Here is a 13,373-nt window from a genome sequence, read left to right on the forward strand (position 1 = left end):
AACGCAGGGCGGATCGTGCCGTACCGCTTGTTCGAATTCCTCCGGCTGACCCAGTTGTCAATAACAGATAGGAGATAAGGATGAAATTCAGCTTTGGACGTCGTCTCGTGATGTTGGCGGGCGCTGCGCTGCTGGTGGCAGGACCGGTTCATGCACAACAGCAATTCATTAATGTACTGACTGGCGGCACCAGCGGCGTGTACTACCCGCTCGGTGTGGCGCTGTCGCAGATCTACAGCAAGGCCATCCCCAATGCGAAGGTCTCGGTGCAGGCAACCAAGGCGTCCGCTGAAAACCTGAACCTGCTGCAAGCAGGGCGCGGCGAAATCGCATTCACGCTTGGCGATTCGCTGTCCGACGCATGGAAGGGCGACAAGGAAGCCGGCTTCAACGCTCCCCTGAAGAAACTGCGCGGCGTGGCGGGCATCTACCCGAATTACATCCAGATCGTGGCCTCCGCCGATTCCGGCATCAAGACCCTGGCCGACCTCAAGGGCAAGCGCATTTCGGTGGGCGCGCCGAAGTCTGGCACCGAGCTCAACGCGCGCGCCATCTTCAAGGCGGCCGGCATGAACTATGGTGATTTCGCGAAGGTGGAATACCTGCCGTTCGGCGAGTCGGTGGAGCTGATGAAGAACCGCCAGCTCGACGCGACTCTGCAGTCGGCCGGTCTTGGCGTCTCCTCCCTGCGCGACCTTGCCACGTCGATCAAGATGGTGGTTGTGCCTGTGCCTCGTGACGTTGTGCTGAAGGTGGGCGATCCGGCCTATCAGTCCGGCATGATCCCGGCCAATACCTATGAGGGCCAGGCCGAGGCCGTGCCGACCGCGTACGTGCAGAACTTCCTGGTGACGCACGCCGGCGTGTCCGATGACACCGTCTACAAGATGACCAAGGCCATGTTCGAGAACCTGGACCAGCTGAAGGCCGCGCATGCCGCCGCCAAGTCGATCCGGCGCGAAGCTGCGACGATCGGCATGCCGGTGCCGCTGCATCCCGGCGCCGAAAAATACTATCGTGAAGTGGGCGTCATCAAGTAAGACAACCAGAGCAATAAGAACGCGGGCGGCACATGCGCCGACCCGCGTCGCTACCACCCAAGGAGAACTTCATGTCCGACATCGACCTCCACGCCCACGGACACGGGCACGCGCACGCCGCCGAGGAGGAATTCCAGGAACACGGCGTGCAGCGCAAGCTGGGCGGAAAAACGCTGAAGCTGATCGTCGCGTTTTCGCTGCTGTTTTCCGTCTACCAGCTCGTCGTCGCGGCATTTTCGCCGCTGTCGAGCCTTGTCATCCGCTCGCTGCACGTGGGCTTCCTGCTGCCGCTGATCTTCCTGCTGTACCCCGCATTCAAGGGCGGCAAGCTGTCGCATGTGCCCTGGTATGACTGGCTGTTCGCCATCACCGGTTTCGCGCTGTCGTTCTACCACTGGATATTCGAATCCGACCTGATCATGCGCGCGGGCGACCCCAGCATGGCGGACATGGTGGTCGGCACCATCGTCGTGGTCATGGTGTTCGAGGCAGCGCGGCGCATTCTCGGCCCGGCGCTGCCACTGGTGTGCGCGACCTTCCTTGCGTACGGCATGTTCGGTCAGTATTTGCCTGGCGTCATTGCACATCGCGGCTACGGGTTCGATCAGATCGTTGGTCAGCTCTATACCGGCACCGAAGGCATCTATGGCATTCCGACCATGGTGTCGGCAACCTATATTTTCCTGTTCATCCTGTTCGGCGCTTTCCTTGAGCATGCCGGCATGATCAACCTGTTCAATTCACTGGCGCTCGGCCTCGTCGGACACGCAAAGGGCGGTCCCGCGAAGGTGGCCGTGATCTCCTCCGGCTTCATGGGCACAATTTCCGGCTCCGGCGTGGCGAATGTGCTGACGGTCGGCCAGTTCACGATCCCGCTAATGAAGCGCTTCGGCTACACCTCGGTATTCGCCGGCGCGGTGGAAGCAACGTCCTCGATGGGCGGCCAGATCATGCCGCCGGTCATGGGCGCGGTGGCCTTCATCATGGCCGAGACGCTCAACGTGCCGTATGTCAGCATCGTGAAGGCGGCGGTGATTCCCGCGGTGCTCTACTACTGCACGGCCTTCTGGATGGTGCATCTCGAAGCCGGCCGTGCCGGCCTGTCGGGATTGACGAAGGACCAGTGCCCGAACCCATGGCGCGCGCTCAAGGAAAGCTGGTATCTGATCCTGCCGCTGGCCGCGCTGGTCGCCATGCTGTTCCATGGCTTCACGCCGATGTATGCGGGCATGACCGGCCTCGCGCTGACGTCGATCCTGATCCTCGGCGCTGCGATTGCCGCCACGCTGTCGAAGCAGGCTTTCCGTTATGTGTTCTGGCTCGCAGTCGGGCTGGCTGCTGCCACGTTCGTGCAGTGGGGCATCTACTCGATCCTCGCGGTGATCGCGGTGCTCGTGCTGGCCTGCGCCCGGATCAAGGGCGGCATGAAGACCCTGCACACGATCAAGATGAGCCTGGTCGATGGCGCCAAGCAGGCGCTGCCGGTGGGGATCGCCTGCGCGATCGTCGGCGTCATCATCGGCGTGCTGACGCTGACTGGCGCCGCATCGAGCTTTGCCGGCTTCATCCTGCAGGTGGGCGAGACGAGCCTGTTCCTTTCGCTGGTGCTGACCATGATCGTTTGCCTGGTGCTCGGCATGGGCATCCCGACGATTCCGAACTACATCATCACCAGTTCGATCGCCGCCCCGGCCTTGCTCAAGCTCGGTGTGCCGCTGATCGTCAGCCACATGTTCGTGTTCTACTTCGGCATCATGGCGGACCTGACGCCGCCGGTGGCGCTGGCGGCATTCGCGGCAGCGTCGATCGCCAAGGACTCGCCGATGAAGATCGGCTTCAAGGCCACGCAGATTGCCATCGCCGGCTTCGTCATCCCCTACATGGCGGTGTACGATCCGGCCCTGATGCTGCAGGGAGACTGGACGATACCGGCAGTGGTCTATGTCGTCATCAAGGCCTTGCTTGCCATTACGCTGTGGGGTGGCGCGGCAGTGGGCTTCATGTTCGCTCCGCTTAAAGCGGCTGAACGCGTCTTCGCAGCCGTTGCAGCGCTGATGCTGGTAGCCGCAGTGCCGCTGACCGACGAGATCGGTTTTGCCATGACGATCGTCTTCTTCGGGTGGCACGTCTGGCAGAAACGCAGGCTGGCACTGGCGTGATCGGTACCTGTCTGGCAGCCGCCGCCTTGACGGTGGCGCTGCCCCTGCAAAGCTTCACGCTGGCGTGGACGCATTCGATCGAAAAGATCCGGTGGGAAGAGGACTACCGGGTCGTCGGCCAGCGCCTCCGGCTGGTCGAGGCGCGCGTGCGCGGGCATGGCGCCGGCATGGAACCACCGGAAGGCGCCGTCCTCAAAAACGGCGCCTGGCATTACCGTCCTGCGTTGCCGGATCTGCCCCGGCTCACGCTGGCCCGCTCCGGCTTCGTGGCTGACTATCAAATGTGCTGGGACGGCGCATGCCGTCCGATGCGCGATCTCATCGGGCCGGACGAAAAGGCGCCGGTGGTCGAAGTCTTTCCCTGCGAGACACCGTAAATCATCACAACTCGCGTGCCGGCTCCCCGTACAGCAGGCCCCTGCGCAGCAGCAGTTTTTCCACTTCCACAACCACCAGCACGATCATCGACAGCGCGAGGCACAGCGCTAGTTCACCCGCAGTCAGCGGCTGCGTGCTGAATACCGGATTCAGGAACGGCACGTAGATCGTTGCCATCTGTAGCGCGAAGGTCAGCAGCACGGCGCCAAGCAAGGGCCGGTTCGAGAACAAGCCTTGGTGGAACAGGGATTGCCGTTCCGAGCGGATCGCCAGCACATGCGCCATTTGTGACAAGGTGAGCACGGTGAATACCATCGTCTGCCAGTGCGCCGAACCGGTATCAAGCGCCCAGGCCTGCGCGAACAGCGAGACAGCCGCGATTGTCAACCCGACCCAGATGATGTGCTGCCACATGCCGTGCGCGAAGACGCTCTCCTGCGGCGGGCGAGGCGGGCGCTGCATGATGCCTTCTTCTGCCGGTTCGGCCGTCAGCGCGAGTCCGGGCAGGCCATCCGTCAGCAGGTTGATCCAGAGGATATGGATAGGCAGCAGCGGAATCGGCAAGGCGAAGAAGGGCGCCAGGAAGATCACCCAGATTTCCGCGGAATTGCCGGTCATCGCAAAGCGGATGAACTTGCGGATGTTGTCGAAGATGCGGCGGCCTTCGCGCACTGCGCCGACGATGGTGGCGAAGTTGTCATCGAGCAGGACGAGGCTGGATGCTTCGCGTGCCACATCCGTGCCGCCTTTGCCCATGGCCACGCCGATGTCTGCGCGCTTCAGCGCCGGCGCATCATTGACGCCATCGCCCGTCATCGCTACCAGTTCGCCGCGTGCCTGCAGCGTTTCGACGATGCGGATCTTCTGCGCCGGATCGACCCGCGCATACACACGGATATGTGCGGCCTTCGAGGCGAACAGTTCATCATCCATCGCCGCCAGTTCCGGGCCGGTGACCACATCATGCTCGTCGTTTGCGATGCCAAGCTGACTCGCGATTGCCAGCGCCGTGGCTGCATGGTCGCCGGTGATCATGACGGGCGTGATGCCCGCCGACCTGCACAGGCGGACTGCTTCCTGCGCTTCCGGCCGCGCCGGATCCATCAGGCCGACGAGGCCGATGAACACGAGGCCGGATTCGATGTCCGCATGTTGCTGTCTCTCGGGAATGACGGGCCAGTGGCGCTGTGCGATGGCAAGCACGCGCAGGCCGCGCGTGGCCATCTGCTTCGCCGCGGCGAGCATCGCAGTGCGGTTGATGTGCCCCTTGCCCTGCTCACCGGGTGCGTTGGTGAGCGCGTCGGTGCACAGCGGCAGTACGGATTCGGGTGCGCCCTTGGTATAGGCAATGAATGCTTCCCCGTGGCGATGCACGGTCGTCATGCGTTTCCGGTCCGAGTCGAAAGGCAGCTCGAAGACACGCGCTGCATTTGCTTCGAGCTCGACCTTGTGCAGTCCACGCTCGCTGGCAGCGAGATAGAGCGCCGCCTCGGTCGGATCGCCCGTTATCTCGCCGTTGCGGCCGCGGCTGGCATCGTTGCACAAGGCGAGCGCAGCGAACAGGCTGTTCCATGGCTCCTGCGCCGGCGTGTCCATCCATTGCTGGGAGAGTTCGCCCGCTGCCCACAGTTCTTCCACGCGCATGCGGTTCTGCGTCAGCGTGCCGGTCTTGTCGCTGCAGATGAAGGTGACCGAGCCCAGGGTCTCGACCGCCGGCAGGCGGCGCATCAGCGCATTCTGCTGCACCATCTTGCGCGCACCCAGCGCGAGTGAAATCGTGACCACCGCGGGCAGGGCTTCCGGGATCGCGGCAACCGCCAGGCTGACTGCGGTCAGGAACATCAGCACCACGGGCTCGCCGCGCATCAGTCCGACCACAAAGATGGCAGCGCAGATTGCCAGGACCGAGAGGCCCAGCCGCTTGCCGAAGGAAGCAAGGCGCTTTTGCAAGGGCGTCCTGAGTTCTTCGGCGGATTCCATCATGCGTGCAATCTTGCCAAGCTCGGTCTGCATGCCCGTCGCGACGACGATGCCCTTGCCCCTGCCATAGGTGGCCGTTGCGCCCTTGAAGGCCATGTTCACCCGGTCGCCCAATGGCAGATCCGGTTGCGGCAGTGCGTCGCACTTCTTGTCAACGGTGACCGCTTCGCCAGTCAGCAGGGCTTCGTCGACTTTCAACCGGGCCGACTCGACCAGGCGCAGGTCAGCCGGCACGACATTGCCCGCTTCCAGCAGGACCACGTCGCCCGGCACCAGTTCCTGCGCGGGGATGACGGCGTGCTCTCCGCCGCGCAGGACGGTGGCATGCGTCGCCGCCAGCTTCTTCAAGGCGGCCATGGCGCGCTCGGCACGCACTTCCTGCCCGAAGCCGATGATCGCGTTGAGCAGCACGATCACCACGATGGCCAATGTGTCCTTCAGGTCTCCGATAAATCCAGAAACGATCGCTGCCGCCATCAGGATCAGGATCATGAAGTCGGTGAACTGGTCGATGAACATGCGCCATAAGGGGCGCGGCGGTGCTTCCTGGATGAGATTGGCGCCGTTGGCCTGCAGGCGCTGCGCTGCCTGCTCATGCGTCAGGCCGCTCTTCGGCGCGACACCCGTCCGGCGCGCGACCTCGTCGACGTTCAGCGCGTGCCATGCGGCCATATCGGATGCGTCGGCGGGCGGAGCTTTTTCGGCAGTGGGATGGGGAGCGTGCATGGGCGAAAAATAGTAGGGCTGCAACATTCAATACTATCGCGGATAGCCATTGCCAGCCTTGATCGAGGACGCAATCCCGCTGGCACAGTGGGGCGCTGCAAATCGTTTGCCTGAGATTTGCCTGGAGTTCGCCTGAGCTGAATCAAGACCGTGCCCTTGTACGGCAGCGCCCGCGCGTTCACCCCCGGATGTCAGCAATATCACCCGCCGCCCGGCGAGATCCGTGAATGGCAGGCCCCGTGCACGTCCATCCGGAGCAGTGGACATGGCGGAACGTGAGAGCGTCCAGGTGTTGAAAAGACATCATCTGAAGCGGGCAGCCGAGCGCCCGGTTCGTCTCAAGCGCCGCGCCTTGAATTCTCTTCAAGACCCGTTCGCAACATCCCGAAAAAATTTTGTCATCCTTTTGCTTTTCGCAAACGTTGCGACTCATAAACACGCTATGATTAGTGCCGAAGAACAACCCTTTAATTTCGCCTTTCGCCTTTCGTATGTTCAAAAAAACCTTGATGGCGCTGCTGCTCAGCACGGCAGCGTCCGCCTTCGCGTTGCCGCTCAGCTCCCAGCATGCTCTCGTGCTCGAGGAGGATTCCGGCAAGGTGCTGGTGGAAAAAAATTCGCACGATGTGGTCCCGATCGCGTCCCTGACCAAGCTGATGACGGCGATGGTGGTGCTCGATGCCAAGCCCGACATGAACGAGATGATCACCATCGACGAAAGTGACGTCGATACGCTCAAGAACAGCTCGTCGCGCGTGCCGGTCGGCGCAGTCCTGCCGCGGCAGTCGGTGCTCGAACTGGCGCTGATGTCGAGCGATAACCGCGCAGCCCATGCGCTGGCGCGCACCTACCCCGGCGGCATGCCGGCATTTGTCTCGGCGGTCAGGGCGAAGATCGCCGCGCTGGAAATGCACCAGACCAATATCGAGGAGCCGACCGGCCTGTCGCCGCACAACCGCTCCACGGCTGCCGACCTGGCGAAAATGGCCGCGGCGGCCTCGACTTATTCTGAAATCAGCCGGCTCACCACGGGCACGGAAGATCTGATCGACATGAATGGCCGCATGGTCCACTACCACAACACCAACCGCCTGGTTGGCAGCAATGGCTGGGATATCCTGCTGTCCAAGACCGGCTTCACGCAGGAAGCCGGGCGCTGCCTGGTGATGCGCTTCCAGTCAGCCGGCAAGAACATGATCCTGGTCCTGCTGAACGCCAAGGCGACGGCCGCGCGCGTGCTGGATGCGGAAAACATCCAGCGCTACGTCAACGGCGAGCCGCTGTACGCCGCGAAGGCGGCGCCGCGCCGCGTCGCGCACAGGACGAGGTCGGCGAAGTCCGGCATCATGCTGGTCAAGACGAAAGGCAGCATCAAGCACAGCAAGAAGCGTCGCACGGTCTGATTCGTTCGCTCTCCTGTACATCGAAAGGCCCGGTTCGCCGGGCCTTTTTGTTGGCGCTCGCGGAAAGCACGCGAGACACGGAAAGGACCGCGATGTCGCCGGCAAGCCTTCCGCAACCTGTTTTTTCGACTGTGTCAGATTGGCGCAGTCATCCTCCATCTGTTCAGGAATAGGGCAGGCCGCGTGCTGTTGGCCTGACCCGGCAATCCGCGCAGGTGCCGTCGGGCTGGCATTTGCGGCCGGTCTGCATTCGTTCTGCCTCGGCGAGCCCGCTTGGCACGCCATTTGCCCCGTCACCGCAATACGCGAGGCGCCTTCAAGGGCGTAACAAGAACAGATTGGAGACCACAATGATGTTGCCGTCATGCCCCGGCCATTTTGCAGGGAGTGTGCAGCCATGCTGCGCGCAATCCTCTCGGCCCTGATCCTGTTCGCGGCCTGCGCGTCGTCTGCGCTGGCCGGCGTCATGACCCACGACGCGATGGTCAAGAGGTTCCCATCGCCTTACATCGTGGGGATGAAGGATGCGACCTTGCCGGTATGGCCGATCTTCCAGCAGAACGCCACGTCCGATGAACTGGTCGGCTATGTGTTCGAATCGATCGACCTCGCGCCGATTCCCGGCTTCTCCGGCGTGCCGATGAACCTGCTGGTGGCGCTCGACCATAACGGCAATTTCCTGAACGTGCAGGTGCTGTCGCACCATGAGCCGGTGTTCCTCGACGGCCTGGGCGAAGCGCCGCTGTTCAAATTCGTCAGCCAGTACCGCGGGATCTCGCTGATGCGGAACATCTCCATCGATAACGGAACGCAGCGGCAGATGGATCACGGTGATGCCGCCAATGTACATATCGACGGCGTGACGAAGGCAACCGCTTCGGTGCGCATCCTGAACCAGACGATATTGTCGTCGGCGCTCAAAGTGGCGCGCGGCAAGCTCGGCTTCTCCGGCAAAGGCGATCCCGAACGCGTGGCGCGCATCCGCGCCGATCTGTTCGAGCAGCATAGTGTCGACGAATTGATGCAAAGCGGATTGCTGCAGCGCGTAGTGCTGAAAAATGCCGACGTGGAAAAAGCTTTCGCGGGAACCGACGCAAGCGGTCTCGACCCGCAAGCGGTTTCCGCGCCGGACGCTCCCTTCGTCGAATTGCAGATCGGTTATCTCTCTGTGCCGAGCGTCGGGCGCAACCTCCTCGGCGAGGCACAATGGAACAGGCTGAAGGGCAGGCTGGAAGAGGGCGATCACGCCTTCCTGGTCATCTCGCGCGGCAGGTACAGCATTGTGCCCGACGACTTTACGCCGGGCAGCGTACCGGAACGCCTGGCCTTGACGCAGGGCGGGCTGCCGCTGGAAATGCGCGACGTGAATCTTGACCTGTCGTTGCCGAAGCAACTTGCAGCCAACGGCGACACCGTCAAGGTTTTTCGCGTCATCAGCCAGGCCGGGCTTGATCCGGCGCTGCCGCTCGACTTTGCACTCAACGTCACGCGTCTCAAGGGCGTGATCTATCCCGAGCGTGTCAGGAAGGAGTTCAAGGTTTCATACCAGCTGCCGGAGCGTTTCATCATTCCCGCAGAAGGAGACAACAAGTCCTGGGTCGGGATCTGGAAGCAGCGCTGGCCGGAACTTGGCATCATGGTGGCCGCCATCGGCATATTGTTCGTCGCGCTGGCAAGGCAGAAGCAGCTGACGGCAAACGCGACACGCTTCGCCTGGTTCAGGCGGGCGTACCTGCTGTTCACCCTGGTGTTCATCGGCTGGTACGCGCAGGGCCAGCTTTCCATCGTCAACATCACCAGCGTCGTGCAGGCGCTGAAGGAAGGGCGCGGGCTGGGCTTCCTTCTGTTCGATCCGCCCACGGTCATCCTCTGGTCTGCGGTCGTCGCATCGCTGTTTTTCTGGGGGCGCGGCACCTTCTGCGGCTGGCTGTGCCCGTTCGGCGCACTGCAGGAAGGAATCGCGAAGCTCGGTGCATGGCTTCGCATTCCCACGCTCAGGTTCCGGCCGCGCACCGATGCGCGGCTCAGGAAGATCAAGTACCTGGTCTTCGCCGGCATCGTTGCCAGCGCACTGTTCTCATCGACGATCACGGACAAGGCGGTGGAAGTAGAACCCTTCAAGACTGCCATCACGCTGGGATTCCAGCGTTCCTGGCCGTTCGTCCTCTATGCGCTTGCGCTGCTGCTTGCCAACATGGTGGTCTACAAGATGTTCTGCCGCTACCTGTGCCCGCTGGGCGCCGGCCTTGCGCTGTTCGGGCGCGTTCGCCTCTTTCGCTGGCTGCCGCGCCGCACGGAATGCGGATCGCCATGTCAGACCTGCCGCCATCGCTGCCAATATCAGGCGATCGAACAGGACGGCAGCATTCGTTATGAAGACTGTTTCCAGTGCATGGAATGCGTCGTGATTTATCGAAGCGACGAACAGTGCGCGCCGCTGATCATGGAAGCGAAGCGCGCGCGCACCATTCCCATCCAGGTAGCAGAGAGAAAGAAAGCATGATGCGACGTAGAAAATTCATGGCTGCCTCCGTCGGGCTCGGCACGGCGGCGCTTGCCAGCGGCTGGAAAATCATCGACAACCACGCTTTGCCGGGAACCGTTCTCAGGGGCAGACCGGGCGAGTCCGGCGAACGCCTCTATCGCGGTTTCGATCTCGCCTTCGGCACGACCATCTCGGTTCAGCTGCTGCATGCTGACGAGCGGCAGGCAAACCTGGCCATCGAGGATGCGTTCGCCGAAGCGAAGAAAGTGGATGCGCTGATGAGCATCCATCGCGAGACAAGCCAGGTGTTCGCGTTGAACGCGAGCGGCAGTCTTGAGCGGCCGCATCCCTACCTGCTCACCGTGCTGAAAACGGCGCGTGACCTGTCGATGCTGACCGACGGCGCGTTCGACGTGACGGTGCAACCGCTATGGCGAACCTATGAACAGGCCGAGAGGGCGGGCGGCCTGCCGAACGATGCACGGATCGACCATGCGCGTATGCTCGTCGGCTGGCAGCATCTGGCGTTCGATGGAAAGCGGGTACAGTTACTGCAGCCCGGCATGGCCATTACCCTGAACGGCATCGCGCAGGGCTTCGCAACCGACCTTGCCCTGGCGAGGGTGCGGGAGCGCGGCATCAGGCATGCACTGCTGGATACCGGCGAGTACGGCGCGATCGGATCGCGCGACCAGTCGCGGCCCTGGCTGCTGGCCGTGCAAGACCCGCGCAAGCGCGAGCCGATGCCGGAGGCATTTCCCATGGATGGACGCTGCGTGGCCACGTCGGGTGATTACGAAACGCATTTCAGCACCGACTATGCGCAGCATCACATCTTCGATCCGCACACCGGGAAATCGCCGCCCGAGCTGGCGAGCGTGACGGTCCTCGCGCCGACCGGAATCGTCGCGGATGCCTTGTCGACTGCATTGATGGTGATGGGCAAGGCAAAAGCGAAGAAGCTGGTGGCGAGCCTGGAGAATGTCGATGCGCTGCTGATCGACAAGGCCGGCGCGCGATGGCAGTCGGCGGACTTTCCGTCAGCGTGAATGATGTGCCGCTGCGCTTATGCCTGTCGTCGGCGCAAGTTCAGAAATTCATCTTCCGGTAAATCGTATTGCGCGACACACCCAGCGCCCGCGCTGCCGCCGATACGTTGCCGCCAAGCTCTTCCAGTGTCTTGCGCATCATTGCCAGTTCGATATCTTCCAGCGTACTCCCGCTTGCAGCTTGCTGTTCACCGCTGGACGCCAGCGCCATGGCACCGATGTCCTCCAGGAAGTCGTCCGGCATATGCTCCATTCCGATTTCCTCCTCGTCGCCGGCCATGATGATCGCCGTGCGGACCAGGCTTGCAAGCTGGCGGACATTGCCCGGCCACCTGTGGCGCTTGAATACCTGCATCAGTTCCGGTGAAATGGTCCGCCGCACAGTGCCCGAATTGGCGGCGAGCAGTTTGTCGACCACCGTCTCGATATCGGTGCGCTCGCGCAGTGGTGGCAGCTTGATCACGAGACCGTTCAGGCGATAGTAGAGGTCCTCGCGGAAAGCATTGCTCGCGATCTGTTCCCGCAGGTTGCGGTTGGTCGCGCAGATCAGCGCGATGTTCAGCGGATAGGACTTGGTGCAGCCAAGCGGCGTGACGGTGCGCTCCTGGAGCACGCGCAACAGCCGCGCCTGGAGGTTGAGCGGCATGTCGCCGATTTCGTCGAGGAATAGCGAGCCGCCATTCGCCTGCAGAATCTTGCCGATGCTGCCTTTCTTGCGCGCGCCGGTGAAAGCGCCGTCTTCATAACCGAACAGCTCGGACTCGATCAGTGTTTCCGGGATCGATGCGCAATTGACCGCTACGAACGGCCCGCCGGCGCGCGGGGAATCGTTGTGGATCGCCTGCGCCAGCAGTTCCTTGCCGGTCCCTGTCTCGCCGAGAATGAGGATCGGGATATCCCGGCCAATTACCTTTCCCACCTTGTCAATGACGTTCGCTACCTGCGGATCGCCGGTGTTCAGGTAGTGCAGGCTTGAAAACCGAGGCGATGCATTCGACGGGCGGGGTGTCTCCGCCATGGTGGAGACGGCCGTCGCCTCGCCGGCGCCGGCCGGGATGCGCAGCTCGGCGCGCGCATGAACGCGCACGCCGTTGTATAGGCGCAGCGTCAGCAGGCCCGGCGATAGCTTGCAATAGTGTTCAAATAATTCGGAGAGCGGCAGGCCGAACAGCGAACTGAACGTGTGTGTCTCCAGCGCCGATCGCGGCAAGCCGAATTGCCGCATCGCGCTGTGGTTGGCCGACAGGAAACGGCCTCCGGCCGTGAATGCCACCGTGTTTTCCATCAGCGTGCCGATGACTTCCGGCCGGCTGTGGAAATGGACCGTGATCGCATTCCGGAATGTGGTCGAGAACAACTGGTTTTCGATCATCTGCGCGGAAATGCGCACCAGTGCCATGGTGTGATGATGGAAACTGGCATGGTCGCCGGCTACGCCGAGTATGCCGGCGATCTGCTGTTGATGGTCGAAGACCGGCACGGCGGAGCAGGTAAGGAATCGGTTCGCGGCGAGGTAGTGTTCATCGGCGTGGACCACCGTCGGCGCTTGCTCCACAATGGCGGTGCCGATGGCATTCGTTCCCTTGCTGCACTCCGACCATCGCACGCCGGGTTGCAAGCCAATGTCGCTTGCCTTTTCGACAAAATCGCGATCACCGATGGCATGAAGCACGACCCCAGCGGGGCCGGTCAGCACCACCATGCTGCCGGTGTTGGCGATCTGCTCGCCAAGCGTTTCCATCACAGGAACGGCATACGCGTGGAGCATGGTGTTTTTCTCGATAGCCTGCTTCAGGTCCACGGCGCACGCCGCGCCGGGTGAAACTGGTGCGGACCTGGACAAACCATACGCGGCAGAGCGTTCGTGTGCTTCCTCGATGATTTGCTTGCGTCGATCGTTCGGCGAGGCGCGATGCGCGTCGGAGGCGATGTCCGATCTCTGGATTGTCAGCACTTCTACTCCTGTTGTCTCTTCATCAGAGCGCAGACCGCCGTCACTGGTGAATACGTGACTGTATCACCTGTGTGGAGCAGAGCAAAGCAAATGTGTTGGATCGCAACAGATAGCGATTTTTAGTGGCGCGTTACGGAAAGTTGGTAGGTATGAAACCGTGATGCACTAGAGATCACAAGGAATTATTCATGTAGGACAA

8 protein-coding genes are annotated in these 13,373 nt (G+C 62.2%); 6 read left to right on the forward strand and 2 right to left on the reverse strand.

The genetic code is table 11. The features are described 5' to 3' along the window. Nucleotides 1-80: 80 nt before the first annotated feature. From VJ698_RS06550 to VJ698_RS06560, 3 genes are all read left to right on the forward strand, one after another. Complete coding sequence (locus VJ698_RS06550) at nt 81-1,040, forward strand: TAXI family TRAP transporter solute-binding subunit (protein ID WP_324101916.1); 960 nt, start codon at nt 81-83, stop codon at nt 1,038-1,040. Between the two features lie 71 nt (nt 1,041-1,111). Continuing rightward, nucleotides 1,112-3,199, forward strand: a complete 2,088-nt coding sequence (locus tag VJ698_RS06555; RefSeq protein ID WP_324101917.1) for a TRAP transporter permease — start codon at nt 1,112-1,114, stop codon at nt 3,197-3,199. Next, entirely contained in the window at nt 3,196-3,576 is a 381-nt protein-coding gene (locus VJ698_RS06560) for a DUF1850 domain-containing protein (protein WP_324101918.1), read from the forward strand. Before VJ698_RS06555 ends, VJ698_RS06560 begins: the two co-directional genes overlap by 4 nt. Nucleotides 3,577-3,580: 4 nt before the next feature. Here VJ698_RS06560 and VJ698_RS06565 read toward each other — a convergent pair whose 3' ends face one another. After that, complete coding sequence (locus VJ698_RS06565; protein WP_324101919.1) at nt 3,581-6,310, reverse strand: calcium-translocating P-type ATPase, PMCA-type; 2,730 nt, start codon at nt 6,308-6,310, stop codon at nt 3,581-3,583. Nucleotides 6,311-6,774: 464 nt separating this feature from the next. Between VJ698_RS06565 and VJ698_RS06570 the strand changes: the two genes are divergently transcribed. The 3 genes from VJ698_RS06570 to VJ698_RS06580 all read left to right on the forward strand — a co-directional run bounded on the left by VJ698_RS06570 (nt 6,775) and on the right by VJ698_RS06580 (nt 11,220). Further along, nucleotides 6,775-7,686 carry a serine hydrolase gene (locus tag VJ698_RS06570; protein ID WP_324101920.1) on the forward strand — a complete coding sequence of 304 codons (912 nt, stop codon included), beginning with the start codon at nt 6,775-6,777 and terminating at the stop codon, nt 7,684-7,686. 397 nt (nt 7,687-8,083) lie between these two features. Then, nucleotides 8,084-10,189, forward strand: coding sequence for a 4Fe-4S binding protein (locus VJ698_RS06575; protein ID WP_324101921.1), 2,106 nt, complete (start codon nt 8,084-8,086; stop codon nt 10,187-10,189). Further along, nucleotides 10,186-11,220, forward strand: a complete 1,035-nt coding sequence (locus VJ698_RS06580; RefSeq protein WP_324101922.1) for an FAD:protein FMN transferase — start codon at nt 10,186-10,188, stop codon at nt 11,218-11,220. Before VJ698_RS06575 ends, VJ698_RS06580 begins: the two co-directional genes overlap by 4 nt. 40 nt (nt 11,221-11,260) lie before the next feature. On the opposite strand, the gene VJ698_RS06585 is transcribed toward VJ698_RS06580, so the two are convergent. Beyond that, the gene (locus VJ698_RS06585) at nt 11,261-12,988 is read right to left on the reverse strand and encodes a sigma-54-dependent Fis family transcriptional regulator (RefSeq protein ID WP_324102188.1); all 1,728 of its coding nucleotides are present in this window, start codon (nt 12,986-12,988) and stop codon (nt 11,261-11,263) included. Between the last annotated feature and the right edge of the window lie 385 nt (nt 12,989-13,373).

The organism is Noviherbaspirillum sp., from assembly GCF_035254685.1.
In the GTDB taxonomy this organism is placed as follows: Bacteria; Pseudomonadota; Gammaproteobacteria; order Burkholderiales; family Burkholderiaceae_D; genus Noviherbaspirillum.